Below are 23,450 nucleotides of genomic sequence, written 5' to 3' on the forward strand. Positions count from 1 at the left end.
CGATGGGTATCAAGGATAAAATGGCGGACTTCATGATGGGGAATATGACATCAGAAGAAAAAAGTGTCATGATGGATCAAATGATGAACAAATTCTTTGCAGATATAAAGCCTGAAGACAAGCAAAAGATGATGGGAGACATGATGGAGAAATTTATGGGAACGATGACAGGCGAAGAGAAACAAGCGATGATGCAAACCATGATGCCGAAAATGATGGGTGCGATGATGGGAGGCGGAACTGGTTCGCCTATGATGAACATGATGAGTATGATGATGGGCGGCAAGGGTCAGATGGGGATGATGAAGTCTGCAAAGGAAAATAGCGATGGTTCAGAAGGACAGATGGAAATGCCTTGGGACATGTGCAAGAAGATGATGGCATCCATGAGTAAAACGAGTGAATTGGCTACATTTGCAACTCCTGAAGTACGTCAACTTTTCGAGGAATGGGCTGCTCAGATTGAAGAAGAACTATTGAATTACGTTCAAGAAACTAAAATTAATGAGATAGAAAAGATTGCCGAGCACTTCAAACTCTCACGCGAGAGTATTACCTATTTTCTCACAAGACTTGCAAACAAAGGGAAAATAAATTTGAAGGCTCAAAAGGTTGATTAATATACGTTGATTCCCATCGTCCTTAAAAAAGGTTTGAATATATTCGTTAGCCCAATGATCCTCGGTGTCTATTAAAATATCGAGGATTTATTTTCTGTTATTTTTCCGTTCTCGATACAAAATAATTATTTCTTTGAAGTAATTATTTGCTTTAGGCTGTTTATTTAATAGAGATAGGTATCAGTTGTTGGTTGCCCCTTGATTAATCCAATCCTGGATTAATGCAATGTCGCCTGCAGTAAGAATGCTGCCCTGCGGCATCTGAGCTCCACAGGTAGTCCCGGACACTTTTTTATAGAGCACACTATTTGCTGCCTCATTCGGGAGAACACGTTTCAAGGACGTACAACTTGATTGCGCTTGTACGTTAACCAGATGAGAATAGCTTGTACCTGCGGCGAGCGATAATCCGCCATTGCTGCCATGACAACCTCCACTGCACTGGCTGTTAAAGATCGGCTGGATTTTATTAGAAAACGAAACGGCTGCAGAGGTTCCAAGAACCGAAATCAAAATTTCTAAACTGTCAGCAACAGGTGTTTTACTATCTGCCACCACGGTGCTTGTACTGCCTGTATCGATGCCGAAGATTGTCAGCACTGATGAAGCCAGCGAAACTGTTGCTTGGGCAGTATGAGGTAGTCTTTTAATTGAATATGGTATTATTCCTCCTGATAAGGTAATTTGAGCAGAAGCTCCCTTATTGACAGTGACGTTGGTACTGCTCGCAGATAATCCTGTTTGCGCAGAGGGTGCAGTCCCCATATCTTTGCAGCTATACAAAACAACAAGAATGATTGTCATGAAAAGAACAGCAAAGAATATTTTTTTGGAATTCATAGATGCCTCGCAATGTTAAATAAAGAGATGAACCAGGAAATCAAACTCGTTTTGTTGCACATCGCCCAGTGTTGAATGAAATCGATACATCGGACGTACTTCTATACCGGGGAGCGGGAAAAACTCCGCACCAATGCTGTATCTCGATTCGCTTCCGGTCAGAACGTCTACATCGGGATCATAGAAGTCATAAATAAATTTTAAATCAAGACCGTCTATAACTAAATAATTCACTTCGAGATAAGAAATAAATTCATTTGTTCCACGAGTCGCTTTGTCTTTTTTGAGATCCGCCTCTAGATGGACTGTGATATCCTTATAGCCCAAACCTGCAAATCCGCCATACATTGTGAGGTTGCCAGCGATGCCTTTGTTGAACCAGGTAGATCCGCCAAAAGAAATATTCAGATTATCCAATCGAATTAAAGCTTCTGCCCTGCTTGTAATCAATCTGATGTTTCCATTAGAAGGATCGGCTCCATCTTCACCGTTGAATATACCTACATTCCAGGTAAAAGTATTTGGCGAGATACCTAGTTCGATTCCGGTATCTTCCCTGCGATAATAGGGAAATACTGTTTTTGTGCGAATGAAGGTTGTGTGGTCATCTATTCTCGTTCCGTACGCCGGCGTGAACCTGCCAACTTTTATATATCCATTTGCCGGAAGAACATAAGCGATACCGAATACATCAAACCCGTACAGGCCTTTATTGAAGTAAAGAAGAAGTTTGTTTGCGAGACGGGCACAGAGATAAATATCTCCCTGCATCTGGTAGAATGAAGTACGGTTCTGCTGTTGTTGATAGTAAAACAACGTTTGCATATCCATCCCGATGCTCACAAATTCGTTCAAACGCGGAGTAAAACCTATCATCGTTGTGTCCTGAGATAATACTGGAAGCGGCAATGTTTCTCTTCCCCACATTGCTGCGCCGTAATAGTTGCGCATTCCGCCGCCATTGGGATCGATGTGACAGCTTCCGCATTTGAGGTTTGTTATTGTGGTAAATCGCGGAAGGGCAAAACCAGTTGTTTCAACGAAGAACCAAGAAAGAAAGAGAAAAACGATTTGGAATTTTTTCATATTGCTCATCCTTTCAGAAAAGGAGATGGTGGGTACTCTGCTCACGTAAGGGAAATACAATATACTTTCAATTTTATTATTTATTAGATATGAAGCAACTTGAATTTCATGAGATATTTGATCAGAGAATATATAATGGCAATAAGTACAAGTCCACTGTGGTTCATACGTCCGCAAATATGCATCGCTGGCACGAGTTGTAATGATTATCGTATACAAGCATACAGCAGTCATATGTCCGCTGGTGGAAGCGCCGGTGTTCATTTCTTTGATGAATGTTGCATGGTGGCTCATAAAAAAGTATTTTGTAGAGAGAAAAAGGTTTTTGTCCCCTCATAATTTCTGAATATGGAAAAAAGGATATCTCCATGAGCACAAGACCAAATCAGGCAGCAGCAACTTTTATTAATGGATTTAATTGTGCACAAGCAGTGTTCTCGACGTATGCAGAAGAGTTTGGCATTGATCGAACCAACGCGCTTAAAATCTCATGCGGATTTGGCGCAGGAATGGGACGTCGTCAGGAAGTGTGCGGAGCCGTGTCGGGAGCGATTTTACTCATCGGCTGCAAATATGGCAAAACCATAAGAGAAGACAATGCTGCAAATGATTTGACATACAAGCTTGTGAGAGAACTCTCGGAAAAATTCATTGCCAAACATGGAAGCATTTCCTGCAAAGAATTACTTGGCTGTAATCTCCAAACACCGGAAGGTCAGCAATTCTTTAAAGAAAATAATTTTCGAGATCTCAAATGCGCTCGATATGTCCATGATGCATCTGAATTAGCAGAAGCAATACTGATGAATGATTGAAGCGATGAAAGATGAAGGCGAAAGAGACTTCTTGGCTCTCTCTTAAACTTTTCGTATCTTACAAATAGATGATTATACTTTTGATCCATAGCAAGCTTACACCACCGTAGCTCCTCCTCTATTGTTCAGGGCATAACCGTGCCCGCTTTTCATGTAGTAAAAGAAAACGAAGATTTCAATTCCAAAACAATATTAATGAAAAATAACGAACTCGCACGACGCCGCACATTCGGCATTATCAGTCACCCGGACGCAGGAAAAACCACGCTTACGGAAAAATTGCTGCTCTTCGGCGGGGCGATCCACACTGCAGGCGCGGTGAAAAGCAATAAAATTACAAAGACCGCCACTTCCGACTTCATGGAAATTGAAAAGCAGCGCGGTATTTCTGTTGCAACTTCGGTGATGGGCTTCGAATATCACGGATACAAAGTCAATATATTAGACACACCGGGCCATAAAGATTTTGCTGAAGATACCTACAGAACTCTCACAGCCGTGGATAGTGTTATCCTCGTTATTGACTGTGCGAAGGGTGTAGAAGAGCAAACGCGAAAACTCATGAACGTTTGCCGGATGCGAAGCACACCGGTGATCGTGTTCATTAATAAACTGGACAGAGAAGGACGTGATCCTTTCGCTCTTTTGGACGAATTGGAGCGCGAGCTCGGTATTCATACAAGGCCGCTCACCTGGCCTATTGGTATGGGTGCGCGCTTTCAAGGCGTGTACAGTTTATTCGAAAAACAATTGAAGCTTTTCTCTCCCAATAAAACCCGCATCTCGGATGATATCGTCGCTATTGACGACCTTGCCAGTCCGCTCCTTGATGAACAGATCGGAGCAGATTCTGCCGCGAAGCTTCGTGAGGAAGTTGGAATAATTGAAGGAGTGTTTGAACCGTTCGATGAAAAACATTACCGTGATGCATATCTTGCCCCGGTTTTTTTCGGAAGCGCCATCAATAATTTTGGTGTGAAAGAATTACTGGATACATTTGTCACAATTGCCCCCTCGCCGCAGTCGAGGGAAACGAACATCAGAAAAATCGAGCCTGCGGAAGCAACATTCAGCGGATTTATTTTTAAAATTCACGCCAACCTCGATCCTCATCACCGGGATCGTATTGCATTTTGCCGTGTGTGTTCCGGTACGTTTGAGCGTAATAAATATTATCTTCATACACGGCTGGAAAAGGAAGTGCGGTTCGCTACGCCGACAAGTTTTATGGCAAATGAAAAAAGTATTATTGATGAAGCGTGGCCCGGCGATGTCGTGGGATTGTATGATACAGGTATTTTCAAGATCGGCGATACACTAACAGAGGGCGAGCAGCTCGTCTTCAAAGGGATACCGAGATTTTCACCGGAGGTATTCCGCCAACTTGTCAATAAAAATCCATTCAAAGCGAAACAATTAGACAAAGGAATTCGACAGCTTTCCGATGAAGGTGTTGCGCAGCTTTTTATTCGACAGCAAGGGAATGTAAAAATCGTGGGCACCGTCGGCGAAATGCAGTTTGAGGTAATAAAATTCAGATTACTGCACGAATATGGAGCGGATTGCGAAATGCAATCGATGAATATCTATAAAGCTTTTTGGTTCACCTCTTCTAATAAAGAACAACTCGAACGCTTTCAGGAACTCCAGAATTACCATATCGCTTATGATAAGGATGACCAACCGGTTTTTCTCGCTGAAGGAACGTGGTCCTATAACACCGCACAGGAAATGTTTCCGGAAATCGAATTTCATCTTACATCAGAATTTAAAATGAATGGAGATATTGTTCAAAGCATCGGTCAGTGGGGGAAGAACTAAAGTTACTCGCCCGGATGACAGAGGAGTAGTTTGAAATAGAATACCAATGAATCACGCTACTCAAATACTTCAGCGCCGCTTTGTGCTTTCTCTTGGAATTTCGGCATTCATTTTTGTTGCTGAACTTGCGGGTGGTTTCTGGACAGGAAGCCTTGCACTTCTCAGCGATTCTGCTCATGTATTCCTCGATTTTTTCGCGCTTGCATTCAGCTATATTGCTCTTCGTGTCTCCGCTCTCCCTGCTGACGACAGGCATACATTCGGTTGGCATCGTCTGGAAGTGTTTGCAGGATTGGCAAACGGGATAACACTATTTGCCGTCACCATCACGATCTTTTATGAAGCGTGGCAGCGAATCAAATCGCCGGTGGTTGTCCATAGTGCCGAAATGCTGGTGATAGCTGTTATTGGATTGATCGCCAATCTTATGACAGCGCAGCTCCTGAAAGAACATCATCAACTCGACCTCAATGTCCACAGTGCTTTTCTTCATGTTGTTGGAGATGCTTTATCCTCTGTTGGCGTCATCGTCGGCGGTATTGTTATGCTCTTTACTGGCTGGATGATCATTGATCCCATCATCAGTGTTTTGATTTGTATATTTCTTTTCATGGGTTCGTGGCGAGTTGTACGAAGTTCGCTCCATATTCTTTTTGAGGGAACTCCGGAAGGTCTTTCACTGTCAGAAGTCGCTCGTGCCATCAGTGAAATTGAGGGAGTCCGCGAAGTCCATGATTTGCATATTTGGAGTATCTGTTCGGGATATCCTGCACTCAGCGTTCACGTTTGTGCAGATTTCGATGGAACAACAACCGAACGTTTATCGGCTATCAAGAAATTGCTTCAAGAACGATTTGGAATTGAACACACAACGATTCAGATTGATTCAGTAAATTGCGGACAGGGTTCGAGCGTTTAGATTTTTTAGAAGAAGCAACACTATTAGCCCAGCCTACCGGCATTCTCTGCAGGTCCTTCGACTAGACAGCTTATTGGCCTTACACGAATTCTATTTCAGTAGTACAAGCTTTTTTGTATCGGAGTAGTTGCCAGTCTGAAGCTTATAAAAATAAACGCCGCTTGGAAAATTATCTGCATTCCATTGTTTTAAATAATTTTCCACAGGCAATTCTTCTGCAATGATAGTAGCCACTTCTCTACCAAGCATATCGTAAACTTTCAGACTCACAAATCCGAGATTGGCAATTCGAAATCCGAAATTTGTTGATGGATTGAATGGGTTTGGAAAATTCTGCAATAAACTTGGTTTCTTTGGAATTACATTAAAGTTCTCTCGTTTCGTGCCGGTTGGTGCCTGTGCTTTCGATTGCGCAAATACCCATGGCAAGAGAGAAACAGTATTGTATGCTTGATCCCAGATTACGTGACCGCCATACTGGTATTCCGTGTATAATAGTTTTGCATGGTGCTTAATTTTATCGGCAATAGTACTATCGGACAAACCTGTGCAATCCCCATTATGACAATTTGTATAGACAACGGTGTCGCCGGCATTTTCAAGTGCGGTAATTATCACTCTTGAGTACGTCACGCTGACAGTAGCATCTTGTGCGCCATGGAAATTCCATATTGGAATATTTTTGATCACTGACGCCTTCGATGGATCTCCCCCGCCATTCATAGGAACAGCAGCAGCAAACTTAGCTGGATAACGTACGATCATGTCCCAGGTTCCGAATCCGCCCATCGAAAGACCCGTGATATACAAACGGTTTGTATCTATAGAGAATTCAAATTGAAGCGAATCCAAAATATCGATAACAGCCAGCTCGATATTCGAATTTGTCCACCACCCGTTCGTCGGGCATTGCGGAACAAGTATGAAACTGGGCCAGCGTGTCTGGTTTGAATCTCTTGCCCATACAATTGCCATGCTGTTTTTCTTCACGGCGGAAGAATTGTCGCCCATTTCACCGCTTCCATGCAAGCACAGAACAAGGGGATAATGCATTTGGGGATTATAGTTTGCCGGCAGGAATATGTAATAGGGAAGCGTTGTGCCCTGATAGGTGTGATATCTCTTGATGAATTTATTGAAGATCTCATCAACGGATTGGGCATAGAGCAATCCAGATATGCAGGCGCTCATGAAAATCCATGCAAAAAACCAGCGCCACAAATTCTTTATTTTATTCATTTACCCTTTCTCATCACCCGTCTACCATCTCTTTATTATTTTCCTTTATTAAACAATTCATACGCAAGACAACCTATGTCTCTCTGTTTACAATAGCTACAAGTCAATGTCCCACGAATGAAACCGTTACCGGTTATCGTTAATAATACGAGCATCACTAATGTAGACAACAAAAGAATATCAAAACTTAAAATCAGTAAAACAATCCCGATAACGAATGGTATCAATGATATTAATAGATCAGGAATCATATCTTTCCAGGTAAAGTCTTTCATGCAGAATTGAAAATTATCGCCTTTTTTAAAAAACCATGCACTGAGTCTCCCTTTTCCAAATCCACAGGTCTTGCCCCAATAATAACAGTTGGGGCAATGATGTCGTAACAATCTAAATTCTAACATTAAAATAAACAGTAAGTAAAGTAATGAAAACACCAATCCTATTCTAAAAATTATGAGAAAGCCAAGTCCATAAATACCTATTGAAACAAAGTTTGATAGAATCACAGTCCCAATCGAGTAGTTTTCAAATCTTTTGAGTGTTTCCATGTTTTATATTGAGTTATAGTGTTTTTATAATTGCACATAACGTTGCGCATATGTTTTGTTGGGGAGGTTCGAAGTGCTTCGCTATCACGGTGCACAAAACTTAAATAGAAGCAAATCCTTTGAAATTAGTAGTACAACCCCAATAAAATATATGCGGTGTTGGCAGCAGCCCATTTTTCAAGTGAATTAATCTTTAAAGTGATGACGGTTTCTTCACTGAATCCTTTGAGGCCAGGTTGATTGAGAACTTAGAGATGAAGATATCCATCCCTTTCCTTTGTCCAGTTTTTTTTTCGAGTGTCGGGAAGTCTTCTGAATCCGTAGTTCCAATTACGTAGAGCGCACCGTTCGCGTCGAAGGTGAGTTGAGGTATGTCCTCGTTCTTCGACCCTCCGAGATAAGAGCAATAGGCTAGCGAATTGTCTGCGACGTTGAAGGAGAGAAGAACAGCGTCTTGACACCCATGAGGTTTCGCCTGTAAAGCATCCGGCGTGACTGGATAATTGGGCGATGTGACCTGTCCGCAGCCGAGATAAATTTTCGATCGGCCATCGTAGACGAGTCCCCCGGCATAGGAAGTTGATTCGGCTCCTTTGCCTCCCAGATAGGTGCAATACTTGAGTTGTCTGCCATCGCCGCTGAAGCGGGCAAGAAAAAGTGCCCTTTTGCTCTCCATTGTTTTTTCAAGGGCATCGGTCGTCACTGGTAAATCATTCGATGTCGTAGTTCCGAAAATAAAGAAGTCGCCGCCGGGAACAGTAGCAATTTTTGGATAGTAATCATCTCCGGTTCCGCCAAATAAGGTGGCGAAGGAAATTGTTTTCAGGTCTGTTGTTAGACGCATGACAAAGACGTCACCTTGCCCTTGCAGTAGTTTGCCATCGGGCATTTTTTGAATGTCGCTGCCGTGATAGATACTGCTGTAGGCGTTCGGGGTGGTTGGGAACGCCGGGTTGTTGGTGCTAGCCGTAATAAGTAAATCACCAGAAGCGAGCTGCAAGACGTCAGGCTCCCACGGAGCGAAATTAGCCAATAGACGCGAGGACAGAATCCGTTGTCCCTTCGCATCCAGACGCATCACAAACTGAGACCCATCCCTAACCCCAGCGGGGCGGATTGCATCAGCAGTTGGAAATCCCGGAGATTCAGTGGTGCCAAACAATGTCATCTCGCCGGAAGGGTTGATGAACACTTTCGTCACCCTGTCGGGGCGGGTGCCGCCGATGAACGTTGAGTATTGCAGTTTGCGCCCACCGTTGCCCAAAATCGTGAGAAAGCCGTCGTCATGACGGCCATTTTCAGGCCCTTGAAACTGGTTGGTAAGCGCGTCATCGGTCGTGGGAAAGTCCCGGGAGCTGGTACTGCCCACGATAGTGATAGTGCCGTTGGTTTTCACGACCAAATCAGAGGGAGACTCCGATCCCTTTGCGCCACCCAGAATAGTTGAATAGGCGATCTCAGGTTGACGGGTGTTAAACTTCATGAGGTAGATGTCCTCCTTGCCCATGTCGTTACCTCCCAGGTAGGTGCGATAGAGTGCATCAGGCGTTGTAGGAAAATCCTTTGACTCCGTTTCGCCTAAGAACCAGAGCATGCCGTCGCGATCGATAACTGGTGTGCGTGTTTTGACAGACTCAAAATCACTTCCGCTGATGAAGTATGTCCACTCCAACCGCATGCCAGATGGGCGGATGGTGGTATCTGCAAACACCTGAGCGATAGCCGTTGTGTTTTTGATTTCCTGCGCTTCGAGGCTATTGATCTGCAATACGATCAAGGAGCCTATTAATGTTGTTAAATGATTCATTAGAATTTCCCTTCGTTTCAAGTTCTAAAGATTAAGAATCCATATTTATTTGTCCAGGTAATAATTACATTATCACGATGGCCCTTTTGAATTATGTTTTCAAATCCCATAAGTTGTCGTCTTTTTTGGGTTGCAGCCAACATTTAGCCAAACCGCTGTTGCGAGCTCTTTATAACGAGCCAAACTTAGGTTTAACTCTTTCTTATACAGAGAGCGAGCGCCGGTTTGCCGTTTGTTAGGCGCAGTTGCGGGACAGTAGAATTGGCGCCCTTGCTTTCTGCACAATCGAGTACTTATGGCACAAGTGTGAAGATATATTGGAGATCTCGTTCCTTGGCGACTATTGCATAATCGTACCACCCGTCGCTCGCCCCTTTCCAACCAAAGTTAATATGAACCATGACGCGCCCTTGGTCCTCCACATAACCGTCGATGACCGCCGCATGACCGTTTCGAACAATTCCGATGTCGAGGATGTCATTGAAATACACTACCACGGGTCGTCCGGCCAACATCTCCGTTTTTACCCGCTCTGCGATATTGGTGTTCACATGGTCAACGCGACAGCGATAGTGCTCAGAAACCTCCCGCGGCACAATGCTAATATCCATATACTCTCCACGTCCGAAATCCTTCTGAACTACAACCGCGGCCTGGTAGCAGTATTGCGCGATTTGCATTGTATCATTGGCTTGCCTCTCTTCTCCGATCGATGGCACTATACGGTCCCAGTTCACGAGGCTATCAAGCCGTTCGTTGATACTTATACCCCCGTGAGTGTTGTAGACTATCTCCCCTTTCGGTGGCAGGCGATGATAGGCAAGGGTTTGCGCAAATGCGACAGACCAGCATCCAAGCGCTTCGTGCTTCGGACTAAACGCGGCGTAAGAACCATCCTGCCCCCATCGCGTTTTCAAGAAGGGACCTCGAGTATTGTTCCAATGAGGCTGAGCCTCTTGGAACAACGGTACCATGTCTCTCTCACAACCTAGCAGCAAGAAGATAATGATCGTGAGCAAACTGGAGAGATACTTCGCCGAATGACACTCGCGCCCGTTTGATGGGGATGTATTCACAAGTGATCCGATTTTTGTGAACAATGTGGCAACTCTATGTTCTAATAAGAGAACGTATACTGTTTTATATGCTTTGATTGCCTTATGACTGTAGTTCCGCAGACGCATCTCCTGCGATAGAACAGAAAATAAACTACCCCGATGCTGTAATTCTGCTTCCATAAGTATTTCAAGACAAGAGCACTTCTCCGATTCTCAAAGTAGAACGACGCGATGGGAGAGAATCACTCGCGGGAATGTTACCAAGTTTTCCAATGAACAGCAAGGTTGTGCACTATCTCAGTTTATTGCGGTCAGGACTTACATCCAGATGGAAACTGTTTCTGTTTCTCTATCGTACATATGGATTCTCTAAAGTCTCATTTTCTAAAGACATCACAATTATCATCTCTTCTAATATTTCAGAAGTTTTATCTGGGGCTAATCAGCCTGTAACTTACGAACGCCAGATTGTTGCTGTCGGGTGACCATGAAGGAACATTGATTGTCCCTTGCCCGCCAAACAATTTTGCCAGTACTTTTATTTCTCCACCGCCAACAGGCATCATTCGCAGCATCACATCCTTGTTCGCAGGATGTCCTTTCACATCTTTGTCGTATGAAAGAAAAACAATCCATTTGCCGTCCGGTGAAGGATGCGCGAACCAATTGTTGTAATCATCTTTTGTAACTTGTTCCTGTTCGCTGCCGTCTGTTTTCATACGCCAGATTTGCATGAATCCGGTACGTTCAGAATTGAAATAAATATACTGCCCGTCGGGGGAATAATCCGGACCGTCGTCTAAACCCGGAGCGGTTGTCAGCCGCTTCTCTTCGCCGCCGGTACTAGGAATAGTATAAACATCATATTGCCCGTTACGTTCGGCACAATATGCAAGTGTTTTTCCATCAGGAGACCAGCCATGCCAGTATGACGGTCCAGTTGGAGTTATGAGATGCGGTTCTCCTCCTTCAACCGGCAGAACATAAATAAGTGATTTATTATCTACGGTCTGGTCACTGATCGCCAGCAATTTACCGTCGGGTGATATGCCGTGATCGTTGTTACAGGATTTGGCAAATTTTGTATCGATTAATTGAGGTGTCAAGCTGTTGACTTCCAACTTATACATGAGGCCATTACTATTGAACAGGAGGTATTTCCCGTCTCGCGACCAGTTGGGCGCCTCTATATGATCCTGTGTTCTATATATTACTTTTCGATCTGTCGATGCGATTGCGATGGTTTCAAGTGTGCTTTCGAGCATTGGCTCTCCTATAACTTTTGATTCCATATTTCTGATTTCTACGTTTGAAAAAACCGCTGTTTCAACGACATTGCTGTCATGGGAGCAGATACCGAGTCCGATGTAGAACGGGTCTGTAATTTTTATTCTGATAGATCCGCCTGCCGGTTGAAGCTCTTCGTTTTCGCGGGCGATCGACATAGAAACATAATCGCCGTCTTTTTCTATGCGGGCTTTTACCGGCGATTTAACATTGGATTGAATCTCATGTGTTAGTTCACCCTGAACTTCGCGGTATTGAAGAGATGTAAGTCCTTCACCGTGAAGCGCGGCATCTGCATAAGCTGAACCGGCATCTAAACTTTGTCTGATAACGAGGCAGGCTTTTCTGTGCGGATGGCCGCCCGTGCCAATCCATTGGATATTTGCAGCGAGCGAAATATTGCCGGATACCTTTTTCCATACGAAGTGGAAAGCGTCTTTCGAGAACCACATATTCTCCCCGCCGCCCGCAACAGTGTAGGTTTTCTTTGTGGAATCGTATTGGACAGATCCGGGTTTCAGAGATGTGCCTATGTCGCCATTGCCCTTGAATATGCCTATAGATGGTGATTGGGAAAATGCCAATCCGGTTATGATAAGATTGCAGGTTGTAATAATTTTCGTAATCTTTTTCATACCTGAACTCCTAAAGTATAAAAGATAATGTCTAAAAAACTGATACCAATAAAAAGGTGAAAAAAGAGTAAAAAAGATTTGTTTTATTAGCAAGAGTCAAGTCGGACTATACACTCTCTCACTTTTTATTGACTCAGCTTGTTTATACAAAATGAAATCTCGGATCTGTCCCAAAAACTTTAGCCATTGAGGATAAATTGTCGATTGCAGCGAGGAGCTTCATATCAAATTCTTTTGTCGATTCTATCGTTATTAGAAGGATAATGCCCTTATTATTCTTCTGATACCTTACCGGAAGAATCGAATTACATTTCTTCCAATTCTGCAAACCTGAAGCCGCCATCTCGCAGAACTGCGAATTCTATTTGTAGTTGTGCACATATTTTGCGAAATTTCAAGATAAATACGGCTTGGCAGGACGGAACAATTCTTGCCTGAGTATATAGACTATGTTTTTTTATCAATTATAATATAGAGAAGAGACCAATACAATGTCAGACGCAAAGAATGGACGAGTAAAAGTTACTATTGACGGCAACGAGGCGGCTGCCTATGTTGCTCATAAATTGAACGAAGTTATTGCGATTTATCCCATTACACCTTCCTCCAATATGGGCGAGTGGGCAGATGAATGGTCAGCGCAAGGACGAACAAACCTGTGGGGTACGGTTCCGCAAGTGGTGGAGATGCAAAGTGAAGGCGGCGCTGCCGGCGCTGTGCACGGTGCTTTGCAGGCCGGAGCGCTTTCCTGCACATTTACAGCTTCGCAGGGGCTCCTGCTTATGATCCCCAATATGTTTAAAATTGCCGGTGAATTGACATCGACAGTGTTCCACATTGCCGCCCGCACAGTGGCAACGCATGCGCTTTCGATCTTTGGCGATCACAGCGATGTCATGGCGACGCGCCAATGCGGCTGGGGAATGTTGTCTGCAAACTCGGTGCAGGAGACAATGGATCTAGCGCTTATTTCGTATGCCGCAACATTTGAATCGCGCATACCATTTATTCATTTTTTTGACGGCTTCCGAACGTCACACGAAGTTATGAAAATCGAGCAATTGAGCGATGCCGATATTCGGGCAATGATTGATGACGAATTGATTCAGAAACATCGCGAACGTGCACTTTCTCCGGAACATCCGGTTCTTCGTGGCTCTGCGCAAAATCCCGATGTATTTTTCCAGGCACGTGAAGCAGCAAATCTATACACAGAAGCGGTGCCGGGTATTGTGCAAAAAGCAATGGACAAATTTGCAAAACTTGTCGGACGTGAATATAAATTATTCCAATATGTTGGCGCACCGGATGCAGAACGCGTCATTATTATGATGGGTTCCGGCGCAGAAACAGCGCAGGAGACAGTTGAATATTTGATTGAGAAAGGTGAAAAAGTCGGTTTAGTAAAAGTTCGCCTCTACCGTCCGTTCTCCATTGAACATTTTGTGAAGTCACTGCCTGCAACGGTGAAGAATATTGCAGTGCTGGATCGCACGAAAGAATCCGGTGCTGTCGGTGAACCGCTGTATCTTGACGTCATCACAGCGTTGAACGAATCTCTCGCCGCTGGTACAGCACCTATCAAATCCATGCCGCGTGTCATTGGCGGTCGTTATGGATTATCCTCAAAAGAATTTACACCAACAATGGTAAAGGCGGTCTTCGACGAAATGAAGAAGCCGCAGCAAAAGAATCACTTCACTGTCGGCATCAACGACGATGTCTCTCATACAAGCTTGGTATGTGATCCGAACTTCAGTGTTGAAAGAGACGATGTCGTTCGCGCGATCTTCTATGGTTTAGGCGCCGATGGTACGGTTGGAGCGAATAAGAATTCTATTAAAATCATTGGCGAAGACACTGAGAATTATGCGCAAGGGTACTTTGTTTATGATTCTAAAAAGTCCGGATCTACGACGACCTCACATTTGCGTTTTGGCCCTCGCCCGATTCATTCTATTTATCTCATTGATCGTGCAAGTTTTGTCGCATGCCATCAATGGTTCTTCCTTGAAAAGTTCGATGTATTGCAAGCGGCAATTCCCGGCAGTACATTCTTGTTGAATAGTATCTACGGTAAAGATGAAGTATGGAACCACTTACCGCGTCATATTCAGAAACAGCTCATCGACAAAAAGATGAAACTGTTTGTCATTGATGCTTATGATGTTGCGAAGAAAACCGGTATGGGCAGCCGCGTGAATACGATTATGCAAACCTGTTTCTTCGCCATCTCCGGAGTCTTGCCAAAAGACGAAGCGATAAAGGCGATTAAATATTCTATTCAAAAGACATACGGTAAAAAAGGCGAAGCGGTTGTCGAGAAGAATTATCAAGCAGTCGATCAGACACTTGCGAATCTCTTCGAAGTAAAAATTCCTTCCGGCGTTACGAGCACTATTGAAATGCCGCCGGCAGTTTCTGATAAAGCACCCGACTTTGTCAAAAATGTTCTCGCAAAAATCATCGCCGGTGATGGCGACCAGCTTCCCGTCTCTGCAATGCCGAATGACGGCACATTCCCGACAGCTTCCGCGCAATGGGAAAAGCGAAACATTGCACTCGAAATTCCAGTATGGGAAATGGACATTTGTATCCAGTGCAACAAGTGCGCAATTGTGTGCCCGCACGCCGCGATTCGAACAAAGGTATTTGACTCCGCTCTGCTTGCATCAGCTCCTGCGAACTACAAGGCGATGGATTACAAAGGACCAGAGTACAAAGGTATGAAGTATACCGTTCAAGTAGCGCCGGAAGATTGCACGGGGTGCAGTCTCTGCGTGGAATTCTGCCCTGCGAAGAGCAAGAAGGAAGCAAAGATAAAGGCAATCAATATGAAGCCCCAGCCTCCAATCCGCGAGCAGGAAAAAGCGAACTTCGAATTCTTCCTCACTCTGCCTGAAGTTGACCGGCGTACGGTGAAAGTCGATACGGTCAAGGGATCACAATTCCTCCGTCCGTTGTTCGAATTCAGCGGCGCATGTTCCGGCTGCGGAGAGACGCCCTATATCAAATTAGCCAGTCAGTTATTTGGCGACCGCATGATGGTTGCGAATGCCACTGGCTGCACATCTATCTACGGCGGCAACTTGCCAACGACTCCGTGGGCAAAGAATATTGACGGACGCGGACCAGCGTGGTCGAATTCGCTCTTCGAAGACAATGCGGAATTCGGTCTCGGTATGCGTTTAACGGCTGATAAGTTGAATGCAATGGCAAAAGAATACGTGACAACACTTTCAACCGATATCGGTGTCGATCTTGCCACGGCACTCATCGAAGCTGTGCAAAAGAATGAAGCTGAAATCTACGAGCAGCGTGAGCGTGTAAAGGTTTTGAAAGACAAGTTAGCAGGTATGAACACACCGGAAGCAAAACGACTCTTGACTCTTGCAGATAATCTAGTAAAGCGAAGCGTCTGGATCATGGGCGGCGATGGCTGGGCATACGACATCGGTTACGGCGGATTAGATCATGTTCTTGCCTCCGGTAAAAACGTGAATGTTCTCGTTCTCGACACCGAAGTGTATTCCAATACCGGCGGTCAAATGTCGAAATCGACAAACCGCAGTGCAGTTGCTAAATTTGCCGCTGCAGGCAAATCAACAGCAAAGAAAGACCTCGGCCTCATGGCGATGATGTACAATAACGTTTATGTGGCGCGCGTAGCGATGGGTGCAAACGATGCGCAGACTGTACGTGCATTTATCGAAGCAGAATCATACGACGGTCCATCCATCATTATTGCATACTCGCATTGCATCGCGCACGGCATCGATATGGCGCGCGGCATGACAAATCAGAAAATTGCAGTCGAGACCGGCTACTTCCCGCTCTTCCGGTATAATCCGGAACTGATCAAAGAGGGAAAAAATCCGTTTAAGCTGGATTCAAAAGCACCAAAGGGGATACTCGCAGATTTCACATCGACGGAAACACGCTTCAATGTCTTGACAAAAAGCGACCCTCAGCGTGCAAAGGAATTATTGAAGCTGGCGGAAGAAGACGTGAAAGTCCGTTGGTCGCTCTATGAACAGTTCGCGCACGAAAGCGGCAATGAAAAAACTCCGGCAACGAACTAACAAGGAACGCTTCGTACAAAGTAATCGTTAACTGATATTATACAAAACAAGTTAATTTATAGCCACGACGCCTGCCTACCGGCAGGCAGGTTTACGTCGTGGTAAAATAAAACGAAACAACATCGGCTTCAGCCGCATTTTGATTCGTTTTGGGCTTGGCAAAAGGCCATCCCTTTGGGAAAAGCCCGGATTTTTTTGTGAAATAAAAACCACGACCTGTCCCGAAGGGATGGCGTAGCCAAAAGTCGTAGCAATATTTTATTGGATCGTGCGTGACATCGATTATTGAATACTCATGCTGCTTTGCATTTTGCAGAGCGGCATCCGAGTGTCTCTCTGGTAAGTGCTTTGTTCGTCTCATATTACGAGGAGTAGAATACGATGGATCTTTCAACAACATATCTCGGAATGAAATTAAAAAATCCGATTGTTGCGTCAGCGAGTCCGTTATCACGCTCGATGGATTCGATGCACCGACTTGAAGATGCAGGCGTATCAGCAATTGTGATGCATTCGCTCTTTGAAGAGCAGGTCACTAATGAAGCTGAATCGCTGGCTTTCTACAAGTCATACGGGACGGAGAGTTATGCGGAAGCACTTACATACTTTCCCGATACCGGTGATTATCAATTTGCTCCAGAAGAATATTTGGAGCTTGTTGCGAAAGCATCGAACAAACTGGAAATTCCGGTTATTGCCAGTATCAATGGTGTCACACCGGGCGGCTGGACTCGCTATGCAAAAAAGATGGAAGAAGCAGGAGCCGCTGCCTTGGAATTAAATGTCTATTATATTCCCACAAGCGGAACGATGTCCGGTATAGACGTAGAGAATCGCTACATAGAGATATTGAAGCAAGTCCACGGTGCAGTGAAGATTCCGGTTGCCGTAAAATTAAGTCCATTTTTCAGTTCGATTCCTCATATTGCACAACGTCTTGTGAACGAAGGGGCCGATGGGTTGGTGCTCTTTAACCGTTTCTATCAGCCGGATATTGACCTCGAAGAATTGGATGTGAAGCCGGGTGTTGAATTAAGCGATTCATACGCAAACCGTTTGCCAATGCGCTGGATCGGAATTTTATTTGGAAAGGTAAAGGCAAGTCTCGCGGCTACGAGCGGTATCCACACGGCAGAAGATGTGCTGAAGTTGACGATGGCAGGGGCAGATATCACGATGATGTGTTCTGCACTGCTGATGCATGGTCCGGAACATATCGCTAAAGTGGTAAAGGATGTAGAGCACTGGATGACGGAGCATGAATACGAGTCCATCGAACAGATGAAGGGAAGTCTCAGCCATAAATCCATTGCCGAGCCCTCTTCCTATGAACGAGCGAATTATATGAAAGCGCTTAATCGTTATAAACTTCTTGTCTAGGAACTGATTACTCTTTGCCTGTGTTATTGGGTGAAGAGAATTAGTATGGGAAAACCTAAAGAGAATCAGATGAGAAAGAAAATCTTGATGAAAGCCCTCGGGAAAAACTTGGATAAAATGTCCAAGTCTCCATGGGTAGGTTCACTCAAAGATGGAAAAGATCTTATCTGTCCGTTCTGTGATCAACCGGTTCAACCATGCAAATCAAATCCATCGGCGATGTGCGAGCGAACGCTGCGTTATGGAACCGAAGGAAAAGAAATAGAAAATGCAATAAAAGATTGCGACAAAAACCTGTACAGCGTGTGTATCTTATGCGGCGGACATATTTCAACAGCTCATCTGAAGAAACATCCTACGGCAGAGCTTTGCACTCAATGCATCAATAAGGGTAGGAAAACAAAGCCGGAGAAAGTTGCACAAAGATAGCATACAGCTTGCAGAAAGCATTGTAGAGTCAGCAGGTAAAAACAAAACGCCCAAGGCTCAAAGTCAATAACTAACGCCTATTTCCCAATCCCTAACAGTAAAGTACCGCTTGCAAAAAGCAATTAACGATAATCTTCTTTCTATTCTGAAACAATTTGACCGTCCAGGTCCGCGTTATACGAGTTATCCTACGGCGCCGGTGTTCTCTGCTCAATATACTGCGAAACGTTTTGAAGATGACCTGATCGAAAATAATCATAACAGCTCTGCCCCGTTGTCATTGTACCTCCATATACCTTTTTGCGACACGCTGTGCTACTTTTGCGGATGTACGACCATTATTACAAAGAACCGCGAAAAGATATCCGAATATCTCATCGCGTTGAAGAAAGAAATTGATCACACAGCATCGTTCATCGGCAAAGAGAGAAAAGTTGTTCAGATGGCGTGGGGCGGCGGCACGCCGTCGTATCTGACACCGGATGAAATCAGCGGGCTTTCAAAATTTATACGGGAGCGGTTCACATTTTCAGATGATGCTGAAATCAGTGTCGAGATTGATCCGCGCGAACTGACATTCGATCACCTGAAAGCTTTTGTCGACAGCGGAGCGAACCGGTTCAGTCTCGGTGTACAGGATTTTAATGATGATGTGCAAAAAGCAGTCAATCGCATTCAGCCGGAAAAATTGACGCAGCAGGTTTTCCGTTGGTCGCGAGAACTTGGAATTAAAAGCATTAATGTAGACCTCATTTATGGTCTGCCCCTGCAGACGGTGGAGTTGTTTACGACGACGCTAGAAAAAGTGATTGAGTTGTCGCCGGAGCGGATTGCTGTGTTCAACTTTGCATTTGTGCCATGGGTGAAGCCGCATCAAAAACTCCTCCACCAGGATCAATTGCCGACCGCGGAAGAAAAATTACATCTGCTGCAATTAACAATCAATACGCTTATTGACGCGGGATATGTGTATGTCGGCATGGATCATTTCGCCAAACCGACAGACGAACTGGCGCGCGAACAAAAACGCAAGACATTACACCGCAACTTTCAAGGATATTCCATCAAAGCAGGCGCCGATCTTTTTGGTTTCGGCATGTCTGCAATTTCACACTTTGGAACGGTGTACGCGCAGAATGTAAAAGATTTACCCGCGTATTATGATGCAATTGAAAACGGACATTTTCCAACTATCCTTGGCTACAAAATGACGCCTGATGATGAAGTTCGCAAGTTTGTCATTATGCGTTTGATGTGCGATCTCGAACTCGATAAGCGAGATATAGAACGGCGTTTCGAAATTATTTTTGATGAATATTTTTCCGATGCACTGCTCAAGCTGAAAGAATTTATTCCTCTCCAACTACTTTCTTTGGAACGTGATCACATTGTCGTGACCGATTCGGGCCGATTCGTTCTTCGAAACATTGCTATGTGTTTCGATGCCTACCTTCCGAAAACGACGAAAGAAAAACCAATTTTTTCCAGAACGGTATAGTTCTTCATAGAAAAAATACGCACCTCACCTCATGCAAAAATACAAAGGTATGAGGCACACACAAACAATCTTCCTGAATAACGTATTCAGCCCCGGCTTACCAAGTTTTTATCACTGCGCCCTGACACAACGAAAACCGAATCAGAGGATGGGGCCGTGAAAGATGTCATACGGTAGGCAACACGGTAGTAGAATTATCAGAACTGCAATTGAATTCCGATGCGAACCCGGCGCGGTGTGCTATACGCACTCGGATCGTCAAGCTCTCCTCCAGTGCGGTTATTCGAATCAATCCAGAGTACATTTCTCGTATTCAATACATTACGGATATCTGCATACAATCTGAGATCGATGGGAAAGGGTGAATGAATTTGTATTGATTTCTGAATTTTGACGTCGATGGTATATACTTCGAACATCCGGCGATTATTGGGGAGGAACGGTTGGGAGGGATCAAGAGGAACAAATCCATCTTTTGTCGGATAGAAAGTGTACGGCCGCGGTGAATGATATTCTGCATACAGATCTGCATTTATTCCGAACGGGAGTTTTGCATCCAGGTTCATCTTTACAGTATGCCGCTGATCCCAGCTGAGCGGGTATGGATATGCCGGTACAGCGAAACCCCATTGTGCGATATTGATGTTCTGATCTGCCTGCTCGCTCAATCCTTCTGTCGACATATTGGTATACGAGATAAATCCATTGAGCCAATCCGGACTTTCATGAGTCAAGACAATCTCAAAACCTTCTGCGTAGGCTTCATCAAGGTTGACATAGGAGGCGTATCCGTAATTTCCCGAAAATTTGTTGTCAAACGGAACAAGAGTCTTCGCATCGATTTGATTTGTAATTTTCTTCTGAAAATACGTTGCCGAAATCGCCCAATTATTTTTCAATAACTGTTTTGCGCCAAATTCCCAGGCAGTGAGCCGTTCAGGTTCCAAATCTGGATTACCGGCTAAAACATTCTTTGCCCCGTATTCTAATTGAATTGGTGTGATACCGGAATAGAGATACTCAAAGAGGGGAAACTGAACATACCGGCCATAGTTAGCGAAAAGATATCCATCCGGCCCAACGGGCATCGTAAATGAGAACCGAGAACTGATCTGTTGTTTCACCGTCGTGTGAACTGTTCCTGTGACGTGCTGTTGGTATTCATCCGGATTCGTTGGGATGTATTCAACGATCGGCCGCTGTGCAGCCGGATCAAGGAAATCCCACCGGAAACCGAAATTCATCATTGCACCATCAGAGGTAAACTCCATTTTATCCTGGACGAAAACAGAACCCATGCGTGGATGATACTCATAAAAATTGCTGTAGTTTAATAATGGGGCATCGAGTATGGGTTTCCCGAAATAGGTTACCTGCGGTTCGTATTTGATGATGTCGCCGTAGATTGTGTATTGATTGAGTTCTGCCCCGGTTTTAAAAGTGTGGAATGAGAATGCCTGGAGCGTATATTCTCCCTTCAGCGTGAAGATGTCCTGTTTCGTTTCAGCCCACCAATTCTTTGACCCACTGGCAATGAAACGCAAGTAGATATCGTATTGGTACGGCATCAATGTCAACTCGTCCTTCGTCTCGGGGCCGATGTGGGAACGCTGAGTAGAATACCCAAGGGTCACGGTATAAAACGAATGCGGCGAGAGTGTATGAGTAAACATCGCTGTACCGCGGTAGATATCTTTCTTCCGTTCGGGAAGCCCCGCCAAATTATAACGCCAGCGATATTCATAATCCCGCATCTGTTGAATGGAATAAAGCCCTTGAAGAACGAGACGCGTTGCCTGTGTCGGTACATATTCTAATCGCGTGAGTCCCGTAAAATTCTTATTGATGGGGGATGGAAAGAAATGCTGGAAATCCTGCCACCAGCGTGAGTCATTCAAAGAATAAGTGTTCGTGGTGAGGTACGAAAGCGTTCCTGCTATAAGAGGTCCGCTGGCAAACAATTCTATTTCATCTTCTTTATCGGTCTGCTGGACCAGATGGTCTGCAAGCCAATGATCACGTTCATACCGCACTTGAAATTGTTGTGTTGGCGATGACGATTGACTGACAATGTTCACTACACCGGATAACGCGTTGCCAAACTCTGCATCGAATCCTCCTATCCACATCGTCATTGCCCCTACAGTATTTTTAGAAAGTTCGACCGAGGAACCTCCGGAAATGACATCCTGGATTGGTATCCCATCTAACAAGTAAATGACTTCGTTCGTTCTTCCACCACGGACATTCCCTTCCCGCGTCACCCCAGGCATCAACGTTAAAGCTTCGTTCAAACGTGAAACCGGCAAGAGATCCATTTGCGCTCCGCTGTACTGGTACGCTGATGCGGCTTTATCTTTCTGGATAAGAGCATGCTCTGCTCGAATTTCGATCGGTTCCATTTCCACCGATGATTGTTTGAGCGTCGCATCGACATTTGTCTTAAAATCCGGAAGGATTGTGACTTTGGTAATGGTCTTCGTCTGATATCCGATCATTTGGAACCGGACATCATACACACCTGTTCGGATACCTGTTATTTGATAACGTCCCAGCGAATCAGTTGAGCATCCTATCCCCGCTCCGATCACGACAACCGCTATACCTGGAAGCGGATCCCCAGTATCTTTATCCCGTACTTTTCCCTCGAGTGTCCCCGTGATTCCTCTCCCTAATGAGATTGAGTGAATCAATCCGAAGAGACCTATCAAAAGAAAAAATATGTTCTTTGTTGCTCTTTTCATCTTGGCTGGAGAATTATGGATACGGAGTACAGGTCTTGGTTACGATATAAGAAGGCGTGATATAAAATGTCTTGAATTCTTTAGGGCCGAATGAAGTAATTCCTCCTCTATTGACAATCTGAATAGATCCTTTGACTATAAACGTCTCCGTCTGTGATATAGTTCGGAACGGGCAAGTTGTATCCACCTGATATGTGAAGATGGTGGTTGTAAGATCGACCTGGTTGTCATCAACAAAATTCCACGTGGCAGAAAAAGTTGCTTTTTTCTCAGGATCGATTGTGAAGAGATTTCTCAACGTATCATAGACGAATGGTCCAAGAAAATTTTGAAGAGAAAGATGGATCGTTTTGTGATACTGCGGATCCCGCTTGAGGCTCACTTCGATTGTTCCCTGAACCAAAGCCGTATCCTGGATAGTTTCATCATAGATATTTGTCACATCGATTAAGAATCTGCAGTCATTCTCTTTGTCCGAATAAATATAAGTACAGGAGATATCCCCCTTGAATAAAATGTCCGGATTATCGCGGGGAGGGAGTGATTCGTCGCAACCCGATCCGACGAGGACTCCAAAGCATATAAAGAAGAAAAAAATGATCCGGAGGAAGTTTTTCAAAGGCAGAACTTGTTTTTGGGTCT

The 23,450-nt window shown here is 44.5% G+C and carries 17 protein-coding genes; 8 read left to right on the forward strand and 9 right to left on the reverse strand.

Features of this window, described 5'->3' with window-relative positions; all coding sequences use genetic code 11:
* Nucleotides 1-2 precede the first annotated feature (2 nt).
* Complete coding sequence (locus tag NTX44_12085) at nucleotides 3-620, forward strand: hypothetical protein (protein MCX6122339.1); 618 nt, start codon at nucleotides 3-5, stop codon at nucleotides 618-620.
* Nucleotides 621-800: 180 nt separating this feature from the next.
* Here the strand turns inward: NTX44_12085 and NTX44_12090 are convergent, their stop codons facing one another.
* Both NTX44_12090 and NTX44_12095 read right to left on the reverse strand, forming a co-directional pair.
* Nucleotides 801-1,460, reverse strand: a complete 660-nt coding sequence (locus tag NTX44_12090; protein ID MCX6122340.1) for a hypothetical protein — start codon at nucleotides 1,458-1,460, stop codon at nucleotides 801-803.
* A gap of 15 nt (nucleotides 1,461-1,475) precedes the next feature.
* Nucleotides 1,476-2,546: a hypothetical protein gene (locus tag NTX44_12095; protein ID MCX6122341.1), complete on the reverse strand. Its 1,071-nt coding sequence runs from the start codon at nucleotides 2,544-2,546 to the stop codon at nucleotides 1,476-1,478.
* Nucleotides 2,547-2,914: 368 nt separating this feature from the next.
* Here NTX44_12095 and NTX44_12100 point away from each other — a divergent pair, with 368 nt between their 5' ends.
* From NTX44_12100 to NTX44_12110, 3 genes are all read left to right on the forward strand, one after another.
* On the forward strand, nucleotides 2,915-3,361 hold the full coding sequence (locus tag NTX44_12100; protein MCX6122342.1) for a C-GCAxxG-C-C family protein: 447 nt from the start codon (nucleotides 2,915-2,917) through the stop codon (nucleotides 3,359-3,361).
* Between the two features lie 138 nt (nucleotides 3,362-3,499).
* A complete protein-coding gene (locus NTX44_12105) occupies nucleotides 3,500-5,182 on the forward strand; it encodes a peptide chain release factor 3 (GenBank protein MCX6122343.1) in 1,683 nt (560 codons plus the stop codon).
* Nucleotides 5,183-5,228: 46 nt separating this feature from the next.
* Nucleotides 5,229-6,101 carry a cation diffusion facilitator family transporter gene (locus tag NTX44_12110; protein MCX6122344.1) on the forward strand — a complete coding sequence of 291 codons (873 nt, stop codon included), beginning with the start codon at nucleotides 5,229-5,231 and terminating at the stop codon, nucleotides 6,099-6,101.
* Between the two features lie 90 nt (nucleotides 6,102-6,191).
* On the opposite strand, the gene NTX44_12115 is transcribed toward NTX44_12110, so the two are convergent.
* The 4 genes from NTX44_12115 to NTX44_12130 form a co-directional block, all read right to left on the reverse strand.
* Nucleotides 6,192-7,340, reverse strand: coding sequence for a T9SS type A sorting domain-containing protein (locus NTX44_12115; GenBank protein ID MCX6122345.1), 1,149 nt, complete (start codon nucleotides 7,338-7,340; stop codon nucleotides 6,192-6,194).
* Nucleotides 7,341-8,081: 741 nt separating this feature from the next.
* Nucleotides 8,082-9,695 (reverse strand): hypothetical protein, encoded by a 1,614-nt coding sequence (locus tag NTX44_12120; GenBank protein ID MCX6122346.1) that lies wholly within the window; start codon nucleotides 9,693-9,695, stop codon nucleotides 8,082-8,084.
* Between the two features lie 293 nt (nucleotides 9,696-9,988).
* Complete coding sequence (locus NTX44_12125) at nucleotides 9,989-10,933, reverse strand: C10 family peptidase (protein ID MCX6122347.1); 945 nt, start codon at nucleotides 10,931-10,933, stop codon at nucleotides 9,989-9,991.
* Between the two features lie 248 nt (nucleotides 10,934-11,181).
* Nucleotides 11,182-12,675 carry a hypothetical protein gene (locus tag NTX44_12130; GenBank protein ID MCX6122348.1) on the reverse strand — a complete coding sequence of 498 codons (1,494 nt, stop codon included), beginning with the start codon at nucleotides 12,673-12,675 and terminating at the stop codon, nucleotides 11,182-11,184.
* A gap of 491 nt (nucleotides 12,676-13,166) precedes the next feature.
* Here NTX44_12130 and nifJ point away from each other — a divergent pair, with 491 nt between their 5' ends.
* Nucleotides 13,167-16,757: a pyruvate:ferredoxin (flavodoxin) oxidoreductase gene (gene nifJ, locus NTX44_12135; GenBank protein MCX6122349.1), complete on the forward strand. Its 3,591-nt coding sequence runs from the start codon at nucleotides 13,167-13,169 to the stop codon at nucleotides 16,755-16,757.
* Nucleotides 16,758-16,848: 91 nt separating this feature from the next.
* Here the strand turns inward: nifJ and NTX44_12140 are convergent, their stop codons facing one another.
* Entirely contained in the window at nucleotides 16,849-17,151 is a 303-nt protein-coding gene (locus tag NTX44_12140) for a hypothetical protein (protein ID MCX6122350.1), read from the reverse strand.
* Between NTX44_12140 and NTX44_12145 the strand changes: the two genes are divergently transcribed.
* The 3 genes from NTX44_12145 to hemN all read left to right on the forward strand — a co-directional run bounded on the left by NTX44_12145 (nucleotide 17,139) and on the right by hemN (nucleotide 20,064).
* Nucleotides 17,139-18,137, forward strand: coding sequence for a dihydroorotate dehydrogenase-like protein (locus tag NTX44_12145; protein MCX6122351.1), 999 nt, complete (start codon nucleotides 17,139-17,141; stop codon nucleotides 18,135-18,137). The genes NTX44_12140 and NTX44_12145 overlap by 13 nt on opposite strands.
* 69 nt (nucleotides 18,138-18,206) lie before the next feature.
* The gene (locus tag NTX44_12150) at nucleotides 18,207-18,566 is read left to right on the forward strand and encodes a hypothetical protein (protein ID MCX6122352.1); all 360 of its coding nucleotides are present in this window, start codon (nucleotides 18,207-18,209) and stop codon (nucleotides 18,564-18,566) included.
* Between the two features lie 109 nt (nucleotides 18,567-18,675).
* Complete coding sequence (gene hemN / locus NTX44_12155) at nucleotides 18,676-20,064, forward strand: oxygen-independent coproporphyrinogen III oxidase (protein MCX6122353.1); 1,389 nt, start codon at nucleotides 18,676-18,678, stop codon at nucleotides 20,062-20,064.
* Between the two features lie 197 nt (nucleotides 20,065-20,261).
* On the opposite strand, the gene NTX44_12160 is transcribed toward hemN, so the two are convergent.
* Together NTX44_12160 and NTX44_12165 are read right to left on the reverse strand one after the other, a co-directional pair.
* Nucleotides 20,262-22,808: a TonB-dependent receptor gene (locus NTX44_12160; GenBank protein MCX6122354.1), complete on the reverse strand. Its 2,547-nt coding sequence runs from the start codon at nucleotides 22,806-22,808 to the stop codon at nucleotides 20,262-20,264.
* A gap of 13 nt (nucleotides 22,809-22,821) precedes the next feature.
* A complete protein-coding gene (locus NTX44_12165) occupies nucleotides 22,822-23,250 on the reverse strand; it encodes a hypothetical protein (GenBank protein MCX6122355.1) in 429 nt (142 codons plus the stop codon).
* Nucleotides 23,251-23,450: the final 200 nt, after the last annotated feature.

Source organism: Ignavibacteriales bacterium, from assembly GCA_026390575.1.
Taxonomy (GTDB): Bacteria; Bacteroidota; Ignavibacteria; order UBA10030; family UBA10030; genus Fen-1298.